An 18,919-nucleotide genomic window follows, 5' to 3' on the forward strand; every position below is an offset into this window, starting at 1 on the left:
TTGGACTCATCGATGAGCACACCCACCCCGCACACCAGCGACGCCGAGCTCGAGCAGATCCTCGCGGCATCCGCGCTCGCCGCCCCGGTCTGGGCGGCGACGCCCCCGGCCGAACGTGCGTCGGCGCTCATCGCGGTCGCGGACGCCCTCGATCAGGCGGCCGGGGAGCTCATCCCCATCGGCATGCGGGAGACGGGCCTCGCGCAGGCGAGGCTCACGGGTGAGCTGAAGCGCACGACCGTGCAGATCCGCCTCTTCGCGGACGTCATCCGAGACGGCGCCTACCTCGACGTGCGCCTCGACGAGGCCGACCCCGACTTCGTGCTCGGCCCGCGGCCCGACGTGCGCCGGATGCTCGTGCCCGTCGGCGTCGCCGTCAACTTCTCCGCCTCCAACTTCCCGTTCGCCTTCTCGGTGGCGGGCGGTGACTCGGCTGCGGCGCTCGCGGCGGGCTGCGCGCTCATCGTCAAGGGCCACTCCGGTCACCCGGAGCTCTCGGTCGCGACGGCGCGCGTCGTCGAGGACGCGCTCCGCGCGGCCGGAGCTCCCGACGGGGTCTTCGCGCTTGTGCTCGGCCAGCAGGCCGGGGTCACCGTGCTCGAGGACGACCGCGTCGACGTCGGCACCTTCACGGGGTCGATCCGCGTGGGCCGCCTGCTCGCCGACAAGGCCGCGGCCCGCCCCCGGCCCATCCAGTTCTACGGGGAGCTCGGCAGCGTCAACCCGGTCTTCGTGACCGCTGCCGCGCTCGCCGAGCGCGGCGAGGAGATCGCGGCAGGCTACGCCGCGTCCGTCGCCGGTTCCGCTGGCCAGCTGTGCACGAAGCCCGGCTTCCTCTGGGTGCCCACGACGGATGCCGCCGGCGAGCTCGAGCTGCGCGTCTCGCAGGCGGCCGAGCAGGCCGCGGAGCACCGCCTTCTGAACCCGAGCATCGGCCGGGCCTACCTCCAGCGCCGCGCCGACGTGCTCGCGGCCGACGGCGTGCGCGTCGTCGCCGAGGGCACCGTGCGCAGCGACGACGATGGCAACGTGTGGGCGACGCCGACGATCGTGGCCGTGCCCGCGAGCAAGCTCTCGGCGGGCGACGAGACGCTGCTCGACGAGGTCTTCGGTCCGTTCTCCGTGATCGTCGAGTACGACGACGAAGCCTCGCTCGCGCCCAGCCTCGACGAGCTGTACGTCGGCAACCTCACTGGCACCGTGCACGCCGCCGCGGGGGAGCAGTCGCCAGCGCTGTCATCGCTCGTCGCAGGGCTGGCGAGGAAGACGGGACGCGTCCTCTTCGGCGGGTGGCCCACCGGGGTCGCCGTCACTCCGGCCATGCAGCACGGCGGCCCGTACCCGGCGACCTCGAACGACACGTCGACCTCGGTCGGTACCGCCTCCATCTCCCGCTTCCTGCGCGGCGTCGCCTACCAGGGTGCGCCTCAGGAGGCCCTGCCCGAGCCGCTGCAGGACGCCAACCCCTGGGGTGTGCCGCAGCAGCGCGCGGCAGCAGGACAGTCGGCGAGCTGGGGCTCGCAGCGCTGAGCTCTGCGCCGTGCGGCCTCACCGCTGAGCGGCGAGACGCGAGCGGAGCGTCGGCCTCGCGCCGGCCGAGGGCGTGTCGGGTGCTTCCGAGGCTGCGAGGCGCCCGCGTCTGCGCAGCTCCGGGACGACGTGCTCGACGAAGTCCTCGAACGAGCCGGGCAGGATGGCCGGGGTCACGACGAAACCGTCGGCGGCTCCGGCATCCTGCCACTCGCACAGCTCCTCGGCGACGGCCTCGCCGCTGCCCGTCGGTGACGGCGTCAGCTGATCGAGCGACTGCCGCAGCGCCAGGTCTCGGACGCTGAGCCCCTCGCGTCTGCACACAGCGGCGAGCATGTCCTCGAAGCCGTCGCTGCCGGTCGCGCCGCGGTGCTCGGCGAGGAAGTCGGCTGCGGGCTCGTCCAGTCGCAGCGTCCCGGCGTCCGCGTGCATGAGTCGGGCGAGTGAGCGCAGCGCCGATGGTTCATCGATCAACGAGAGCAGCGCATCCCGAGTCCTCGTTGCATCGATCATCGTCGATCCCGCGACGGGTTGGATGGCCGCGCATACTCGCAGCTCGTCAGGGTCGCGCCCGGCCGAGCGTGCGCGCTCTCGCAGCTCCGCCCTGATCGCGCGATTGCCCTCGATTCCGTCGGCTGCCACGAAGACCAGCTCGGCCCACTTCGCCGCGAACTCCATCCCACGGGGGGAGGCCCCGGCCTGCATGAGCACCGGATGCCCCTGCGGGCTCCTCGGCAGGCTCAGTGGGCCGGGAGGTGCGGCGCGCTCGCGTGGGGCTGGGGTGCGCGCGACGCGGCTGGGGTCCGCGAACAGGCCCGTCCGCTCGTCCTGCACCAGCGCGCCAGGTGCCCAGGTCCTCATGAGCTCGAGCACCTGGCTGACGACCCGGTCGGCTCGGTCGTAGCGCTGCGTCTTCGGCGGGATGCGCTCGAGGCCCATGTTGCGTGCCTCGGCGTCGGTCGTGGAGGTCACGATGTTCCAGGCCACTCGCCCTTCCGAGAGATGGTCGAGGCTCGCGAGCGTTCGCGCGATGGCGTACGGCGGCAGGAACGACGTCGAGACGGTCGCGCCCAGCCCGATTCGAGAGGTGGCACCGGCGACCACGCTCAGCACCGTGATGGGATCGAGGGTCACCGCCCCCTTGCCGCCGCTTGCGAGTGTCGTCGCCACGTCGCCGAGCGCGTCCTCTGGCACGGCGAGCGCGTCCGGGAGGAACATCAGGTCGAAGCCGCCTCGCTCGAGCAGGCGTGCGATGTCGACGTACGAGCGCGCGCGCAGCCAGTCGCGGCCGGAATCGGGGTGCCGCCACGCGGCGGCGTAGCGGTGCGTGGGCGGATTCACCATGCCGACGAGCGTGAGCTGGCGACGCGTCCGCTCAGACAAGCGACAGTCCCGTTCCCGCGGCCGCGCCGGCCGCCGCCGTGAGCGTGAACGCCGTGAGTACGATGCCGGCGAGGGCGGCGTCTCGCGCATCCAACGCGACAGGGCGCCACACCGTGCGAGGGCCCGCGCCGAGTCCTCTCGACTCGAGTGCCTGTGCGATCCGCTCGCCTGACCGGATGGAGACGACCAGCAGCGCGAAGGCCGCCGAGCCGAATCCCGTGAGGCCTGTTCGGGGCATGCCGTCCCGTCCGAGGGGTGCCCGCACGGCCTGCGCGGCGCGGATGCTCAGCCATTCGCTCGGCAGCAGCTGCAGGAGCCGGAACCCGGCGAGCAGGGCGTACGCGAATCGCGGGCTGAGCATCGCGTGCTGGGTGAGGCTCGTCATGAGCTCGCGAGGCGGGGTGCTCGCGATGAACGCGATCGACAGCATGCCGATCACGGTGGTGCGGAGGGCGAGCGCGACGCCGATGGCGAGGCCTTCGCTGGTGAGCCGAACGGGCAGATCGGGGAGGAGCTCCGTCCCTGGACGGCTGAGGGCGTTGACGGTGACGAGACCGACGCCGAACGCCACGAAGGGCACGGATGCGGCGAGCAGCTGCAGCGGCGCGAGCCGCGTCGTCGTGAGCACGGCGACGACGGCGAGCATCGTCAGCACGCCGAGCGTCACCGGGTTGAGGACGAACAGCGTCGCGAGGGAGCAGGCGAACAGCACCGCGAGCTTCACGGTCGGGTTGCGACGCTCCAGGTACCGGCCCGCTGGCCGAGTCGTCCCGCTCACGCGGCCACCTGCACGGCGGCTTCGTCGAGCCTGCGGAGGATCCGCCGCGCGTGCGCTTCCGGGAGATCCTGCTGGACGAGCCAGGCGAGCAGCGGCGTGCGCTCGAGGCCCGCCGCTTCCAGGAGCGCGGGGTCGCGCAGCAGCTCGAACGGCGTCGTGTCGGCGAGGAGTCCGCCGTCGCCGAGCACGAGCACGCGATGGGCATGCGCGCACACGGCCCGAAGCTCGTGGCTCGAGAAGAGCACACCGCATCCGGACGCCGCCGTGCGCTCGAGCTCGCGCATGGCCGCGATGCTCGAGCGCCGGTCGAGGCCGAACCCCGGTTCGTCGGCGAGGAGGAACGGCCGGTCGTGCGCGAGCATGGCCGCGATGCTGAGCCGCCGCTGCTGCCCGCCGGAGAGCCGGTAGGGGTTGTGGTCGAGGTAGTGAGTGAGGTCGAAGCGCTCGACGAGCCCGCTGACGCGTTCGGCGTCGCCGGGCCCGAGCCCGTGCTCCATCTCCCGCCGGACCGTGGTCTGCGCGAACTGGTGCTCGGGGTTCTGGAAGATGAGGCCGGGGCGCGGGCCGTGGATGGTCCCGCCAGCCGGTCGTGCCAGGCCGGCGAGGGTGCGCAGCAGGCTCGACTTGCCGCATCCGTTGCGCCCGAGGAGCGCCACGACCTCGCCCGCGCGGAGTTCGAAGCTCACGTCGCGGAGCACGGCGCCGCTCCCAGCTGCGGCCGCGGCAGCAGTGCGCCTCCGCCTCGGCGCCCCTCCTGCGACGACGTCGAGCGACTCCACGCGCAGGGAAGGACCGCAGGCCGCGCTCGATCCTGGGGGCGTGGTGGTCGGGGGCGGTGCGCCTTCCCCGAGCGTGGCGACCGCTCCGGCCACGGCCGTGTTCGCGAGACCTCCGCTCAGCCCTGTCGTGGCGGTGAGCTCCGCTTCGAGCGGCAGCCAGCATCCGGACTCCTGGAGTTCGGCCGCGTTATCGAGCAGCACCTGGGCAGTGGCGCCGTCGTGGGCGATGACCCCGCCGCGGCCGACGACCACCGTGCGAGCGGGCAGACCCGCGATGCCGCGAGCCCCCGCGAACTCGTCGAGGCGGTGCTCGACGAGCACGACCGTCGATGCATGCGCGGACGCGGCGTCGATGGCTCGGCGGACGGATGCGATGCCCTCCGGGTCGAGCATGGACGTGGGTTCGTCGAGCACGAGCACCCTGGGCCGGGTGACGACGGCCGCGGCGAGCGCCACCCGCTGCGTCTCCCCGCCGGAGAGCGTCGCCGACCGCCGGCCGGCCAGCGAGGTGGCTCCGACGAGCTCGAGCGCCGCATTCACGGCAGGCCCGATCGACGGCCGCGGCCACGCATGGTTCTCGAGCGGGAAGGCGACCTCGTCAGCCACGTCGGGGAGGCACACCGACGAGGCCGGGTTCTGCGCCACGACGGACAGGTTCCGCGAGATCGTCGGCACGTCGTGCTCCTGCGTGTCCAGGCCGCAGACGCGCATGGTCCCGCTCACCTGTGCTGGCACGGCGTGGGGGATGACCCCGCTCAGCGCCTGCAGCAGCGTCGACTTCCCGGAACCGGACGGCCCGATGACCAGCACGTGCTCACCCGGCTCGACCCGCAGGTCCACCGGCCCGAGCCCGTCGCCCGAGGAGTGGATCACCTCGAAGTCGTGTGCCTCGATATCGAGTCCGGAGCTCTCCGTGGGCGAGGCGTCAGGCCGCACGGCGCACGGCCATGGGCTTCGTGTCCTGCACGATCGCGAAGTTGTCGAGCACGCCCGTGCGCACGAGCGAGTCCACGATGAGCTTCGCGAGGAGGCCGCCGAGGATGATGCCGGACGCGAGCTGGATGCCGAAGCGCAGGAAGAGGATCTCCTGCCCGTACCAGCCTGAGCGGAACGCCGAGTAGAAGAACACGAGGCCAGCACCCAGCGCACCGGAGATGGCGTACCGCAGCCAGCCGTACTTCCGGTACCGGCCGATCGCGAACGGCAGCTCGCTGCCGATGCCCTGCAGCGCGGCCGCGACGAACAGCAGCGGGCCGACCGCCGAGCCGAGGAACACGACCTCGATGACCGAGGCGAGCACTTCAGCGATCACGCCGACGAACGGCCGCCGGATGATGGCGATCGCGATGGGCGCGACCAGCAGCCAGCCGCCGAAGAGGAAGTGCTGGGCGAGGTCGCCCGCAGGCCCCATCGCGATCGAGAGCGCCGTCCAGGCCTGCACCAGCGCCCAGTAGAGGAAGCCGAAGACCGTGCCGAGCACGACCATGAGCACGATGTCGCGCAGCTTGAGGCTCATGCGTGCGCTCCCGTCTCCGCGCCCGCCGCGTGGCTTGGGCTGTTGAGCGAGACCGTGAGGTGACTCGTGACATGCTGCACGTGCGCGCCGACCCCAGCCCAGGCCGCGACGACGGTCTCCAGGACTCGGCCGAGGTCCCCGCTGAGCTTCGTGACGAAATGCTCGGACGCCACGAAGGTGCCGCTCGCCTTCGCCGTATCGATGGCGGCGTAGATCTCCCGCATGTGGTCGGGCGTCCGCTCGTCCGATCCGATGTCCTCGAGCGGGTAGAGCGCCCATTCTGCGCTCGCGAAGCTCCCAGTGTGGCGACCGCGGGGCGCATCCACCCGCCGAGGGCCCGCCCCGCCCGGCAGCTCGCAGATCGCCTCACCCGGGCAGCCGCGAGAGAGCAGCACCTGGACGGAGGCGTGCAGTCCGGTCGCCGCCACGTGCTGCGTGAGGTCGGTGAGCCAGCGCAACAGCGCCTGCTCGTCGCCGCCCGCGTACGTGCTGACGTCACCCGTCTCGAGGATCAGCCCCGTGGAGTCGGCGGCGTCCACCGCAGCGAGGATCACCTCGACGTAGCGGTCGGACATGACCGAGAGGGTGACCCTCGCCCCCACCCCGAATGCGAGTGGGTCTCGAGTGATGGATTCCATGTGCGTGCCTTCCGTCGGAGCGTGACGGCACGGGTGAGTCGACTCCCTTCGCTGGCATTACCCAGATCAGGTTCAACGGTCGGAGTTCGAGTACTCCCTCTCAGCCCGACTCATCGGGCTCCCGTGCACGGCCACACTGTAGCCCCGGCGGGGCGCGCGGCTAGCTCGAGGCGCCCGTGAAGACGACGTGATTGCCCTCCGGGTCGAGCACCTGGAGGATCTGGAAGTGAGTCGCGTCTTCGATCCCGCCGTGCTCGATCTTCGCCGCGTCGAGCCGCCTGGCGACACTCTCGAGGTCGTCATCGTTGAAGACCACGGTGGATTTCCCCGAGCGACTCGAGTCGGCCCACAGCTGGAGGCCGGCCTCGCTTGTGAAGTGCCACTCCAGGAGGCCCGGCATCGGATTCTCGTCTGGACCCCGCCCGAAGAGCCTGCCGTAATATTCCGTAGCCTGAGCCAGGTCTGACACCGTGATCTGCGCGAGTACACCGTTGATAGCCATGCGTCCCAGCATGCGCGACAAGGGTGCGAGGACCCTCAACGAACATGTCCCCGCGTTTCGACGCGTAACGGGCCGCGACGGGTGCCGTGGACCGAACTCGGGGCGCGGCCTAGCGTCGCACCATGACGAACCCCAACCGAATCCACCTCGGCGTCGCACTCGATGGCGCCGGCATCCACCCGGCGGCCTGGCGGGAGCCGAGCGCCCGCCCAGACGAGCTCTTCACGCCCGAGTACTGGGTACGGCTCGTGCAGCTCGCCGAGCAGGGCCTCCTCGACTTCGTCACCATCGAGGACTCGCTCGCGCTGCAGAGCAGCGAGTTCCTCCGCGGCGACAACCGGACCGATGAGGTCCGGGGTCGGTTGGACGCGCTCCTCATCGCCTCCCGCGTCTCGCCCGTCACGGAGCACATCGGCCTCATCCCCACCGTCACGACGACGCACACGGAGCCCTTTCACGTCTCGAAGGCCGTCGCAACCCTCGACTACACGAGCCTGGGCCGCGCGGGCTGGCAGGCCCGCGTCTCGCCGGGGGCGGAGCACTCACACTTCGGCCGTCGGGATGCGCCGCTCGTCGGCGAGCTGTTCGCGGAGGCCAACGACTTCGTCGAGGTCGTGCGCAGGCTCTGGGACAGCTGGGAGGACGACGCGGAGATCCGGGACGCCTCCACCGACCGGTTCCTCGACGCGGCGAAGGTGCACCGCATCGAGTTCGAGGGCAAGTGGTTCAGCGTTCGCGGGCCGTCCATCACGCCCCGGCCGCCGCAGGGGCAGCCGATCGTCGCGGCGCTCGGCCACGCTCAGGTGCCGTACGAGTTCGCGGCCGCCAGTGCGGATCTGCTCTTCGTGACGCCGACCGACGTCGCGTCGGCCGTGCGCATCCTGGGCGAGGTGCGGGCCGCGGAGCAGCAGGTCGGGAGGGACGCCGAGCTTTCGGTGTTCGTCGACCTCGCAGTGTTCCTCGACGGGCCTGAGGAGACGGCATCCGCCCGCCTCAACCGCCTCAACGCGACGGGGCGCGCGCTCGGGGAGCCGCCAGCGGTCTTCGCGGGCTCAGCCGAGGAGCTCGTCGAGCACTTCGAGACGCTCGCCGGCCTCGGCTACGACGGCTTCCGCCTGCACCCCGGCGTCGTGACCGACGACCTGCCGCGCATCGTCACGGACGTCGTCCCGCTCCTGCAGCGCAAGGGCCTCTTCCGGGAGCGCTACGAGGAACGCACCCTGCGAGGCCTCCTCGGCCTCGAGACCACCGTGCCCAACCGCTACGCCGCCGTCTAGACCAGACCCCGATCAGGAGATCACCATGACGAAGAAGCAGATCATCCTCGCGGCCTACGTCGGCGGGGTCAACGAGCACACGCTGTGGGAGCACCCGGAGGCGGGCAGCCAGATCGAGTTCTCGACGTTCAAGCACGTGGCGCAGAAGGCCGAGGCCGGGAAGTTCGACTACTTCTTCCTCGCCGAGGGCCTCGCGCTGCGCTCGCGGCTTGGCGAGATCTTCGACCACGACATCTCGGGGCGGCCTGACACCATCCCGGTGCTCGCCGCTATCGCCGCCGTGACCGAGCACATCGGCCTCGTCGGGACCATCAACGCCACCTTCAACGAGCCGTACGAGCTCGCTCGCCAGTTCGCGAGCCTCGACCACCTCTCCGGGGGACGTGCCGGCTGGAACGTCGTGACGTCGTTCGACGCGTTCACAGGCGCGAACTTCCGCCGCGGGGGCTTCCTACCGCACGCGGAGCGCTACGAGCGGGCCGAGCAGACCGTCAGCACCGTCCGGGAGCTGTGGGACTCCTGGTCGGCGGATGCGGTCGTCGCGAACAAGGAGACCGGTCAGTTCCTCGATTCCGCCGACGAGGGACGTTTCGACGTGCAGACGAGCCAGTTCGACATCAGCGGCCGCTTCACGGTTCCCCGCAGCCCGCAGGGGCGGCCGATCATCGTGCAGGCTGGCATCTCTCCGCAGGGCAGGGACTTCGCGGCAGCCAACGCCGACGTCATCTTCTCCCCATACTCGCGCCTCGAGGAAGCACGCGACTTCTACGCCGACATCAAGGCTCGGGTCGAGGGGTTCGGCCGCGACCGTGACGACCTGAAGATCCTGCCGCAGTCGAGCTTCGTGCTCGGCGACACCCAGGAGGAAGCGCAGGAGAAGGCTCGCTGGGTGACGGAGCAGCAGCTCAGCCCGCGCACCATCCAGGTCCGCCTCGAGCAGGTCTGGAACCGCGACTTCTCGGACATCGACTTCGACGGCCCGCTGCCGGACTTCGATCCGGATGGGGAGAGCGCGCCGATCATCGAGGGCCGCGCCTTCACCTACGGCGACCGCCTCGCGACGGTTCGCAGGTGGCGGGAGAAGGCGCAGGAGAACGGATGGAGCATCCGCGAGTTCGCCCGCAACGAGCTCGGCGGTGTGCGCTTCGTCGGCACCGCCGCCCAGGTGGCCGAGGAGATCGACGACTTCGTGCAGAACGACGGCTCTGACGGGCTGGTCATCGGCTCGCACCTCACACCTGGCGGCATCGACGAGTTCGTCGACCAGGTCGTGCCGATCCTCCAGGAGCGCGGCTCCCTGCGCGAGGAGTACACGGGAACGACCCTGCGCGACAACCTCGGCATCCCCGTGCCGGAGCGGGGGACGCGGGCCCCGAGCGCGTTCGCGGTCTGACCCAGAAGAATCCCTAGCAACGAAGAGGTGGCCGCCGGAGATGAACTCCGGCGGCCACCTCTCCGCGTGCCGTGCCGTGCCGTGAGTGGCTGGGCTCACACGTCCGGGTACGTCTCCCGCAGGACGCGCCCCAGGTAGGCCGCGATGGCACCGGGCCCCGAGCCGTCGGCGACGCGCTCCACGTCGGCGTTGTAGTTGGTGTTCGTGTTGATGTCGTAGACCACCTGGCGGCCGTCCTCGGTCTCGATGAACTCGATGCCGGCGATCTCCAAGCCGATGTCCTTGGTGAACGCGACGAGGCGTTCGACGAGGTCGTCGTGACCGCCCTGGCGCAGCGAGAAGATGGACGTGCCGGGTTCGGGCGCCAGTTCCGCGCCAGGGGGAATGACCGGGCGACCCGTGTCGGGGTCGATCGCGCACGCATCCGCTGGGCACAGCTGGAAGCCGCCGTGGATGGTGTCTGCCGCGATCGAGTAGATGTGCTCGCCGCCGACGATCTCGACGCGCGTGATGAATCCTCCGGCGGGGCGCAGATACTCCTGCAGGAGCGTGATGCCGTCGAGCGGCTCCTCGAACTCGGGGGAGTCGAGGTAGGCCTCGAAGTCGGCGAAGTGGTCGAAGCGGCGCACGCCGAGGCCCTTGCCGCCCTGGTTGTGCTTCGTGATGAACGGGGTCGGGAAGTCGCGCGCCGCATCCCGCAGCCCCTGCCTGCCGACGACCGCGAGCGTTCGCGGGGTGTCGATGCCGGCCCGGCGCAGGAGCGTCAGCTGGTCGACCTTGCTCACCTCGAGCTCGATGGCGCGGCGGCCGTTGACGGTGCGCCGGCCCGCGGCCTCCACCCAGTTGAGGACGGAGCGCGCGTAGTCCTTCGAGAGCGCGTGATCCCTGGTGTGCGAGGAGGCGCTGATGCGCGACCAGAAGATGCCCTCCGGTGGGACCGCGTCGATGTCGATGACGCCCTCGACCAGGCGCCATTCGACGACGGGAACGCCGGCGGCTTCGAAGGCCGCCTGGAACGGCGGCCACCACTCGGGGTTCTCGTGCAGCGCGTAGACGACGGGTGTGGCTGCGACGGGCTGCGAGGAGATGGACTGGGAGGAGACCGGTGTGCTCAAGAGAAGAATCCTTCGACGTCGAGTGCGCCGCCAGCCGCGTCGAAGTCGGCGCGGGCCGCGGCACGGAGGTTGGGGTCCGCGAGGAAGTCGGCGGCGACGAGCGCGAGGCCGGCGCTTGCGTCGGCGATGGCGGTGCTCGCGGCGTCGCTCGTCGCGTACTCGGCGAACTCGCGCGTGTGGAGGCTGACGTCCGGTGGGCTGATCGCGATGACCGGGTGGATGCCGGGCACGCGCACGCTCACGTTGCCGAAGTCGGTGGATGCGGCGAGGTGCGAGGGCACGGACGCCTTGGTGAGCACGCGACGGCCGCGAGCCTCCTGGTGCACCGCCCACCGATCGGAGAGCGGCGTGTTGTAGCGCAGCGGCATCGTGAACGGCAGCGGGTCCCATTCGACCTCGACTCCCGTGCCGGTGGCCAGGGCGATGCCGTTGGCGATGTCCTCGAGGCGCAGGCTCAGCTCCTTCAGCGTCTCCGCGGCGTTCGAGCGCACGTAGTACTCGAGCTCCGCGAACTCGGGGACAACGTTGGGGCGCTGGCCGCCGTTGACGATGACGCCGTGGATGCGGTCGCCCGGGTACAGGTGCTGCCGCAGGAGGCCGGTGGCCTGGTAGTTCAGGTTGGCGGCATCGAGCGCGTTGCGTCCCTGGAACGGGGATGCGGAGGCGTGGGCGGGAACCCCGTAGTAGCGGACGCGCAGGATGCGCCGGCCGATGAAGGGCTGGTCGGTGACGTCGTAGCCGAAGGGATGGATCATGATCGCGGCGTCGACGTCGTCGAACGCGCCCGCACGGGCCATGATCTCCTTGCCGTTCCCGCCTTCCTCGGCGGGGGTCCCGTAGAGCACGATTCGGCCCGAGGGGAGCGCACGGGTTCGACCCGCCTCGACGAGAGCGAGGAACGCGCCCACGGCGGAGGCGGCGATGATGTTGTGCCCGCAGCCGTGGCCCACGCCGGGGAGGGCGTCGTACTCGGCGAGGATCGCGACGGTCGGCGCATCCTGTGCCGCTTCGCCGATGACCAGCTCGGCGACCAGCGCCGTGTCGAGCCCGAAGGCGCCGACTCGGGCGGTGATGCCGTGCTCGGCGAGCAGCTCTGCGATGTCGGCGACGCTCTGCGTCTCCTCGAATCCCTCCTCCGCGTACTCGAAGATGCGGTGGGAGAGCTCCACCAGCTCGGGTTGCAGCGAGTCGGAGGCGGAGCGGATCGCGGAGGCGTCGTCACGGGACGCGCCGTCGTGGGCCGAGGTGATTCGCGGGGCAGCGGCGGCCGCGATGGCGGTCTCGGCGGCGACGAGGTCCAGGTAGGTGCTGCTGGGCGTCGTGGGGGATGCTCCGACGCTGATGCCGCGGGTCGCCCCGGGTCCCTTGGGTGCGCTGCTCGGGCCTGCTGCTTCGCTCACGTGGTGTGCTCCTTGCCGCCGGGGGCCCCGGTCGGGCCGTCTGCATCCATCGTGCCTCGATTCTGCAGAGCGTGCCTGACCGTGTCTTGGTTGCCGTCGTGGGCCGTAACGTGAAGCTCGATTACAGTGACAGCGTGATGTTCATCGTCGGTGCCGTGCTGCTCGGGCTCAGCCTCGCGCTCACGACCTGGGCGCACTTCCTCATCGGCAGGGCTGGCGCCGGCCGCAAGCTCCCGATCTTCAAGGACCCGCCTGGCACTCCGAAGCTCGCGGGCTGGCTGCGCATGGGCGGGGCCCTGCTGGCTGTCGTCGCCGCGGGCCAGCTCTGGCACGTCATCGGGCTCGCCGCGCTGCTGCCTGTCGCGCTCGTGCTGTTCGTGCCTGGACTCATCGCGCATTCCCGGCATGAGCGCACGCTGCAGTCATGACCGGCTGAGCCTCACGACCATCTTGCCCGTGTTGGCTCCGCGCATCATGTCGAGGAACGCCTGCACGGTGTTGCCGAGGCCGTCGACGACCGTCTCGTCGTAGGCGATCTCGCCCGCACGCAACCACTCCGCCATGAGCGGCTGGAACTCACCGGCGAGGTGGCCGTATCCGCCGACCGTGAACCCCTCGAGGCGGAGGGAGCGCTTGATGATGTTGGCCATGTTGTCCGGACCCGCCGGCTTGTCGTCGTCGTTGTAGGTCGAGATGGCGCCGCACAGCGCGGCTCGGCCGCCTCGGTTGAGGACATCGAGGGCCGCCTCGAGGTGGTCGCCCCCGACGTTGTCGAAGTACACGTCGATGCCATCGGGCGCAGCCTCGGCGAGCTGCTCACGCACGGGCCGCTCCTTGTAGTCGAAGGCGGCATCGAAGCCGTACCTCGCAGTCAGGAGCTCGACCTTCTCGGCCGACCCCGCGGATCCGATGACGCGTGCGGCGCCGAGCTTCCGCGCGATCTGACCGACCGCCGTGCCGACAGCCCCGGCAGCTCCAGAGACGAAGACGGTGTCACCCTCCTGGAGTCCTGCGATCGCCGTGAGGCCGACGTAGGCGGTGAGCCCCGTCATGCCGAGCATCGACAGGTACAGCGAGAGGGGGATGCCGTCGATCTCCTCGACGATCCGGAACGACGAAGCGTCCTCCTGTGCGACATCGCGCCAGCCGAAGGCATGCAGGACGTGAGCGCCCACGGGCACGGCGTCGCTCGCAGAGGCGACCACGACGCCGACCGCACCGCCGGTGAGCGTCTCGTCGAGCGCATACGGGGCCACGTAGCTCGGCGCGTCCGTCATGCGGCCGCGCATGTAGGGATCGACCGAGAGGTACAGGTTCTCGACGCGCACCTGGCCGGGCTTCAGCTCTCCGTACTCGATCTGGACGGTGCGAAAATCCTCTTGGGCTGGCCACCCCTCGGGTCGTGCGGCGAGTTGGATCTGGATGCTCGTGGTGCTGGACGTCATCGGGTCAGGCAATCACAGCCGGCTGACCACTATGTCCGTAGTGCTGGTACTACGCCTATAGTAGGGCGGTGTCCTCCACTCGCGATCGCTCGCTTTCTGCCGCCCTCGAGCTCCTCGCGTCCGGTGGCATGCGAGCCCTCACGCACACGCGTGTGGATGCCGAGGCGGGGCTCCCGAGGGGCTCCACCTCGAATCATTTCCGCACGCGTCAGTCGCTCATCGAGGGGGTCATCGAACGGCTCGACAGGAGTGACTACGCCGAGTGGCTCCTCACCTACGAGTGGGGCGAGCCGAGTCTCGACCGGTTCTGTGTCGCGATGGATGCGGCCGTCGAGTCCATGACGGGGCGGGGGCGGATTCAGACGCTCGCCCGCTTCGCGCTGCTGCTCGAGGGAACTCACAATCCCTCAGTCGCCAGAGCCGTCCAGGTGGGGCGCGACAGGCTGCGCGGCTGGGCGGCGGGGGCGGTGGCGAGCCTCGGCGTGAGCGAGCCTGAATCCCGTGCCTCTGCACTGGTCGCGTTGATCGACGGCGCGGTGCTGCATGAACTCGCTCGGCCCGCTGCGGGCGGGCCCAACGAGCGCCAGTCGGACGACCGCGGGATCGACGTGCGACTGGCGGTGCGACGACTGCTCTCGGAGGGCTGACTGCAACTCGGAGGTCGGGTGCTCAGCTCGCGCGGTGGCTGCTGCTGGTCAGGTGTGGGTCGAGGTCAGCTCGCTGATTGCAGCTCTGCCGCCCAGTCTGACGTTGCGACGGCGATCTGCTCGCGCCCCTCCTCGTCGGGGATGGTCGCCGTCCCGTCGCCGGACTGCGGGCCGTAGTTGCCGAACATGGCGTGGTTTGCGCCGTCGATCTCGAGGGTCTCGGCGTTCGTGGGGAGCAGGTCGCGTGCGTCGGAGGCTTTCTGCGGGGTGGTGAGTCCGTCTGCGCTTCCGGTGATGCTGAGGACGTCGAGCGAGGTGTCGGCCGTGAGGTCGTTGGCGCAGTAGCCGCCGAAGAGGAGGAGGCCGGCCACGTCGGGTGAATCGGCGAGCTGGCAGGCGCGGACGCCGCCGAGGGAGTGTCCGCCGACGGCCCAGGTCGTGATGTCTGGCGCGGCGGTCGAGTAGTCGTCGATGGTGCGGGTGTCGAAGAAGGCGAGGTTGAGGAGTGGCTGCGGGATGACGACGGTCATCTGCTCCTCGGTGACGAGGTTGGAGAGCTTGGCGGCGTAGGCCGCTGGCTCGACCTTCGCTCCGGGGATGAAGATGAGCCCGGTTGTGCTCGCGGCTTCGGTGGGGCTGAGCACCAGCGACCCATCGACTTCCGCGACGGTGATCGCCGGGTCGTCGGTGACGGACGCGAGCGGCTCGGGCTCGGCGGCCATGACGCCGACGTTCGCCCAGATGAGGAACGCGGCGATTGCGGCGACGAAGACGCCGGCGATGATGGAGAAGCTCCAGATGAGCGTGCGCCGTAGCCGGTTCCGCTTTGGTTGACGCGGCGGCTGGTTCGGGGGAGTTGCTGGCACCTTGCGAGGGTACTCCTCAGATGCTGGTGCGGGCGTTCCTGGTGGCGCTGGTGACGGGCTTCTCGAACGCGAAGACGGGCAGGTCGAAGGCGGGGATGCGCCGCTCGCTGTCAGGTGACGCCGTGTTTCGTCCGGCGAAGCACGGTGTCGTCTCGTGTACTCGTCTTGCGGTGACTGCTTTCGGCCTGGTTCGTGCGTTCCTACGCTGACGCAAGAGGTTTCGTGATGGCGACGAAGAGTGGCGACGAACGAGAGGGCAGCAGATGAGCATTTCACTCCGCACCGAGGGCAGCGCCACGATCGCCGTGCGCCTGCAGAGGCTGTTCTCGCAGCTCTTCGTGTCTGAGCGGTCGGGTGTGGGCGAGCAGAGGCTCCTCCTTCGCGGCGTCGGCATCGAAGAGGTGTAGACGAGGTCGGCATGTGCGTCGGCTCGCGTCAGAACGGCGGAGGGTCGTTGCTCGGGTCTCGTTCCGTGTGAAGTTCGGGTGGCACGGCGGTCGCGCTCGAGGGGTCGGCCGTGGATGCGGCTTCGCTCTGCGCGTTGATCTCGGCTGTCGGCACGAACCGAACGCCCTGCCGCTCGGGCCGGTCAGCCAGGACTGTTCCGCCTGGCGTCTTCCACTCGAGGACTCCGCCTTCGAGCTGGTCGATTGACCACGGTGTGGCGTGGCGCATGACGTGGTGGAAGACGCAGAGGTGTTCGAGGTTCCCGAGGCAGGTCTTCCCACCGTGCTGCCATTCCTGAGTGTGGTCGATCTGGCAGGCGCGGGCTGGGAGGCGGCAGCCCGGGAAACGGCAGTGGACGTCGCGGGCCGCCAGGAATCTGCGCATGGCCGCGGTCGGCGTGTACGTGTCGACTGCGAGTACGGTCCCCGTGACCGGGTGGGTCAGAATCCGCGTGAACATCGGTGCCGTTGCGGCCATGCGCTTGGCTTCGTCGATCGGCACGGGTGAGAAGCCGTCGAGGAGCGCCGGGGGATGGCCGGGTTCGCGTTGGTCGGCGAGCAGGGTCGTTGCTGGGATGACCAGGTTCACCGTCGCCTGGACGCCGTTGGCTGCGGTTGTCGAGGTGGGGTCGCTCGTGAGGAGCTGGTCGCAGACGAGGTCGGCGCTGACTTCTCCAAGTGTCCTCTCATCGGGTTCTGACTCTGGCGCTTCGCCGGCGGCAGCGGCGGCCTTCTCGGCCTTGGCGCGTGCCCGCAGGACACGCGTCGCCTGCTTGCGGACTCTGTCGCGAACGGCGGTGAGCAGGAGGAGCGACCCTCCGACGTGCAGCACCCCGTGACCATCGCCCGCGTCGGTCACCGAGACGAATCCCTTCATGCGCGTCTTCCGTCGACGCTCCGCGAGCGGGATCTGCGTGAGTTCTTCCGCGATACGAGCGGTTATGCGCCTGAGTGCCGCCTCCGTGAGGATCTGTCCGCTCACCTGGTCGAGGGCGCTCTCGACGTAGCGGGCGCGGAGCGAAGCCTGCTCGGCTTCCACTTCGTGGGAGATGAGAAGCCCTGACGAGACGATGGCGTCGAGGTGGTGGCCGGAGATGCGTCCGTCTGCCACTGCATCCACTGCGGCGGGGAACTCCCGTACGGCGTTCCATGACCCGGCGAGCTGCCGGATCACAAGACTGTGCTTCGCCTGCACTTCGAACGAGATCTCCGCCGAGATCGAACGGACGTGCATGCCCATCTCGGGGTGGCCGTCGGCAAGGTCGAGGAGGTAGCCGAAGTTGTACGCGCGAGCCTCGAGCAGGATCGCCTCAGCGTCGATAGCGCGCCTGGCTGACTCGATGCGGGCAGTCTCGGACAGGATCGCAGCGCGTTCGGCGGCGACGGAGGCTGGGTCGTTGACGTCGAAACGCCACCGCTCCTTGAAGCTCGCTGCCGGCTGGTACATGGGTCAACCCTAGCAGTAGTAGAATCTAATTATTAGGAATGGTCAGTAACTTTCTCGCCTCAGGATTCAAGGCCTGCGCTGCTCCGATGACAGATCGAGGGAGACTCGCGCCCGCTAGGAGAGCTGGCGCGCCACGAACCCGAGCGCGGCCGCCGTGTCGACGATCTCGGTCACGGATTCCCGCGGCACGACGACCAGCGGGTAGGCGTCACTGTCCTCCTCGAGGAACACGAGCGCGAGCCCGGCGGGCGCAAGCAGCGCGTCGGCGGCGGCGGATGCGGTTGGCACATCCCCGTCCACGTCTCCGATCTCATCAGTGTCGAGACCCAGGCGAACGACCCGCGGGACGCCGGCGAGGGCGTCCGCGAGTTCCATGGCGGTGTCGTCGGCGTGGAGGTATGCGAGGGCGCCGCAGTCATCGAGCGCGTCGATGAGGGCGCCCCAGGCCTCGTCTGCGCCGTCGTCCTCCTCGACACCGCTCTCGTCGGTGTCTGCCTGATCGTCGTCGCCGTCATCTTCTTCGCGGTCATCGTCGGCCGCGCCGCGCAGCGCCTCCTGCACGCTCGGCCAGATCTCCGGGTCGTCGTCGATCAGCGTGCAGAGGCGTTCCCAGGCGGTGGAGTCAGTCACGGCCTCGAGGGTACCCGCCCGGGGTCCTACGCGCCCGCGACAGCCGCGATGAGCCCATCCACGTCGCCGTCGGTGGTGTCCCAGGAGCAGAGGAAGCGCACGAGGCCTGTGGAGGCGTCCCATGTGTGGAACGCGTAGCGTTCGCTGACGCGCTCGGCGACCTCGCCCGGCAGCACGGCGAACACGCCGTTGGCCTGGCGGGGGAGCGGCACCGAGCAGCCGTCGATGGCCTCGATGCCGGCGGCGAGGCGAGCGGCCATGGCGTTCGCGTGCTCAGCGTTCTCGCGCCACAGCTCGCCGCCGAACAGCGCGAGCAGCTGCGCTGAGACGAAGCGCATCTTCGATGACAGCTGCAGGTCGATCTTCCGAGCCTCTTCGACGCCGTACACGGCCTCCGGGTTGACGACGACCACGGCCTCGGCGGCGAGCGCCCCGTTCTTGGTCCCGCCCAGGCTGATGACGTCGGCCCCCGCGGCGCTCGAGACCTCGGCGAGCGTGCAGTCGAAGTGGGCGGCGGCGTTCGAGAGGCGTGCGCCGTCGACGTGCAGCCACATGCCGTTCGCGTGGGCTGCGTCGGCCAGTGCGCGGACCTCGTCCGGCGAGTATGCGGTGCCGACCTCTGTCGCCTGGCTGATGCTCACGGCGAGCGGGGTCGCGCGGTGCACGTCGCGCCGGACGCTCGCCGCGCGCTCGATGTCGGCGGGGGTGAGCTTCCCGTCCGGGGACTCGACGGTGAGCAGCTTGACGCCGCCGACCCGCTCGGGTGCCGCGTTCTCGTCGGTGTTGATGTGCGCGGATGCTGGGCACACGACGCCGCCCCAGCGGGGGACCATCGACTGCAGCGCGACGACGTTGGCGCCGGAGCCGTTGAAGACCGGCAGGCCGATGGCTGTCTCTCCGAAGAGCTCGCGACACAGGTTCTGGAACGCCGTCGAGTAGGGGTCGGCCCCGTACGCGCCGACGTGCCCGCCGTTCGCGGTGACAAGCGCATCCAGCACCTGCGGGTGGGCGCCCGCGGCGTTGTCGCTCGTGAACGTGCGGATGCTGGGGTCGTGCAGCTGCGAAATCACCGATCCATTCTCGCGCACGCCACGGCTCGATGAAAACTCATGTGTCCGCGTCTACGC

The 18,919-nt window shown here is 70.1% G+C and carries 19 protein-coding genes and 1 riboswitch; of the genes, 6 read left to right on the top strand and 13 right to left on the bottom strand.

Annotation, left to right across the window (positions count from 1 at the left end):
- Positions 1-12 precede the first annotated feature (12 nt).
- Positions 13-1,530 (top strand): aldehyde dehydrogenase (NADP(+)), encoded by a 1,518-nt coding sequence (locus F8O03_RS02755; RefSeq protein WP_151422279.1) that lies wholly within the window; start codon positions 13-15, stop codon positions 1,528-1,530.
- An 18-nt stretch (positions 1,531-1,548) separates the two neighbouring features.
- On the opposite strand, the gene F8O03_RS02760 is transcribed toward F8O03_RS02755, so the two are convergent.
- From F8O03_RS02760 to F8O03_RS02785, 6 genes are all read right to left on the bottom strand, one after another.
- A complete protein-coding gene (locus tag F8O03_RS02760; RefSeq protein WP_244295860.1) occupies positions 1,549-2,874 on the bottom strand; it encodes an NtaA/DmoA family FMN-dependent monooxygenase in 1,326 nt (441 codons plus the stop codon).
- Positions 2,875-2,905: 31 nt separating this feature from the next.
- Positions 2,906-3,691, bottom strand: a complete 786-nt coding sequence (locus F8O03_RS02765; RefSeq protein ID WP_167516420.1) for an energy-coupling factor transporter transmembrane component T family protein — start codon at positions 3,689-3,691, stop codon at positions 2,906-2,908.
- Positions 3,688-5,406 carry an ABC transporter ATP-binding protein gene (locus F8O03_RS02770; RefSeq protein ID WP_151422282.1) on the bottom strand — a complete coding sequence of 573 codons (1,719 nt, stop codon included), beginning with the start codon at positions 5,404-5,406 and terminating at the stop codon, positions 3,688-3,690. The genes F8O03_RS02765 and F8O03_RS02770 overlap by 4 nt, the downstream gene beginning before the upstream one ends.
- Complete coding sequence (locus F8O03_RS02775) at positions 5,396-5,986, bottom strand: ECF transporter S component (RefSeq protein WP_151422283.1); 591 nt, start codon at positions 5,984-5,986, stop codon at positions 5,396-5,398. Before F8O03_RS02775 ends, F8O03_RS02770 begins: the two co-directional genes overlap by 11 nt.
- The gene (locus F8O03_RS02780) at positions 5,983-6,624 is read right to left on the bottom strand and encodes a YkoF family thiamine/hydroxymethylpyrimidine-binding protein (RefSeq protein ID WP_151422284.1); all 642 of its coding nucleotides are present in this window, start codon (positions 6,622-6,624) and stop codon (positions 5,983-5,985) included. Before F8O03_RS02780 ends, F8O03_RS02775 begins: the two co-directional genes overlap by 4 nt.
- Positions 6,625-6,651: 27 nt before the next feature.
- Positions 6,652-6,759, bottom strand: a riboswitch (TPP riboswitch).
- 25 nt (positions 6,760-6,784) lie between these two features.
- Positions 6,785-7,126: a VOC family protein gene (locus tag F8O03_RS02785; RefSeq protein ID WP_151422285.1), complete on the bottom strand. Its 342-nt coding sequence runs from the start codon at positions 7,124-7,126 to the stop codon at positions 6,785-6,787.
- A 122-nt stretch (positions 7,127-7,248) separates the two neighbouring features.
- Between F8O03_RS02785 and F8O03_RS02790 the strand changes: the two genes are divergently transcribed.
- Together F8O03_RS02790 and F8O03_RS02795 are read left to right on the top strand one after the other, a co-directional pair.
- The gene (locus tag F8O03_RS02790) at positions 7,249-8,403 is read left to right on the top strand and encodes an LLM class flavin-dependent oxidoreductase (protein ID WP_151422286.1); all 1,155 of its coding nucleotides are present in this window, start codon (positions 7,249-7,251) and stop codon (positions 8,401-8,403) included.
- Between the two features lie 25 nt (positions 8,404-8,428).
- On the top strand, positions 8,429-9,796 hold the full coding sequence (locus tag F8O03_RS02795; protein ID WP_151422287.1) for an NtaA/DmoA family FMN-dependent monooxygenase: 1,368 nt from the start codon (positions 8,429-8,431) through the stop codon (positions 9,794-9,796).
- A 95-nt stretch (positions 9,797-9,891) separates the two neighbouring features.
- On the opposite strand, the gene F8O03_RS02800 is transcribed toward F8O03_RS02795, so the two are convergent.
- Both F8O03_RS02800 and F8O03_RS02805 read right to left on the bottom strand, forming a co-directional pair.
- Positions 9,892-10,911 carry an ATP-grasp domain-containing protein gene (locus F8O03_RS02800; RefSeq protein WP_244295862.1) on the bottom strand — a complete coding sequence of 340 codons (1,020 nt, stop codon included), beginning with the start codon at positions 10,909-10,911 and terminating at the stop codon, positions 9,892-9,894.
- On the bottom strand, positions 10,908-12,311 hold the full coding sequence (locus F8O03_RS02805) for a M20 family metallopeptidase (protein ID WP_244295864.1): 1,404 nt from the start codon (positions 12,309-12,311) through the stop codon (positions 10,908-10,910). Before F8O03_RS02805 ends, F8O03_RS02800 begins: the two co-directional genes overlap by 4 nt.
- A gap of 134 nt (positions 12,312-12,445) precedes the next feature.
- On the opposite strand from F8O03_RS02805, the gene F8O03_RS02810 reads away from it, so the two are divergent.
- Positions 12,446-12,739, top strand: a complete 294-nt coding sequence (locus tag F8O03_RS02810) for a hypothetical protein (protein WP_151422288.1) — start codon at positions 12,446-12,448, stop codon at positions 12,737-12,739.
- Here the strand turns inward: F8O03_RS02810 and F8O03_RS02815 are convergent.
- Positions 12,734-13,756 (bottom strand): NADP-dependent oxidoreductase, encoded by a 1,023-nt coding sequence (locus F8O03_RS02815; RefSeq protein ID WP_151422289.1) that lies wholly within the window; start codon positions 13,754-13,756, stop codon positions 12,734-12,736. The two genes, F8O03_RS02810 and F8O03_RS02815, sit on opposite strands and share 6 nt — an antisense overlap.
- Positions 13,757-13,824: 68 nt before the next feature.
- Here F8O03_RS02815 and F8O03_RS02820 point away from each other — a divergent pair, with 68 nt between their 5' ends.
- Entirely contained in the window at positions 13,825-14,403 is a 579-nt protein-coding gene (locus F8O03_RS02820) for a TetR/AcrR family transcriptional regulator (RefSeq protein ID WP_151422290.1), read from the top strand.
- A 65-nt stretch (positions 14,404-14,468) separates the two neighbouring features.
- Here F8O03_RS02820 and F8O03_RS18215 read toward each other — a convergent pair whose 3' ends face one another.
- Positions 14,469-15,269, bottom strand: coding sequence for an alpha/beta hydrolase (locus tag F8O03_RS18215; RefSeq protein WP_244295866.1), 801 nt, complete (start codon positions 15,267-15,269; stop codon positions 14,469-14,471).
- A 263-nt stretch (positions 15,270-15,532) separates the two neighbouring features.
- On the opposite strand from F8O03_RS18215, the gene F8O03_RS18370 reads away from it, so the two are divergent.
- Positions 15,533-15,676 (top strand): hypothetical protein, encoded by a 144-nt coding sequence (locus tag F8O03_RS18370; protein ID WP_167516449.1) that lies wholly within the window; start codon positions 15,533-15,535, stop codon positions 15,674-15,676.
- Between the two features lie 28 nt (positions 15,677-15,704).
- Here F8O03_RS18370 and F8O03_RS02830 read toward each other — a convergent pair whose 3' ends face one another.
- From F8O03_RS02830 to F8O03_RS02840, 3 genes are all read right to left on the bottom strand, one after another.
- Complete coding sequence (locus tag F8O03_RS02830) at positions 15,705-17,162, bottom strand: HNH endonuclease signature motif containing protein (protein WP_151422292.1); 1,458 nt, start codon at positions 17,160-17,162, stop codon at positions 15,705-15,707.
- Between the two features lie 114 nt (positions 17,163-17,276).
- Positions 17,277-17,792, bottom strand: coding sequence for a DUF6630 family protein (locus tag F8O03_RS02835; protein ID WP_151422293.1), 516 nt, complete (start codon positions 17,790-17,792; stop codon positions 17,277-17,279).
- Positions 17,793-17,818: 26 nt separating this feature from the next.
- Positions 17,819-18,859: a threonine aldolase family protein gene (locus F8O03_RS02840; protein WP_151423084.1), complete on the bottom strand. Its 1,041-nt coding sequence runs from the start codon at positions 18,857-18,859 to the stop codon at positions 17,819-17,821.
- Positions 18,860-18,919: the final 60 nt, after the last annotated feature.

Origin of the sequence: Pseudoclavibacter terrae (assembly GCF_008831075.1) — a bacterium.
In the GTDB taxonomy this organism is placed as follows: Bacteria; Actinomycetota; Actinomycetes; order Actinomycetales; family Microbacteriaceae; genus Pseudoclavibacter; species Pseudoclavibacter terrae.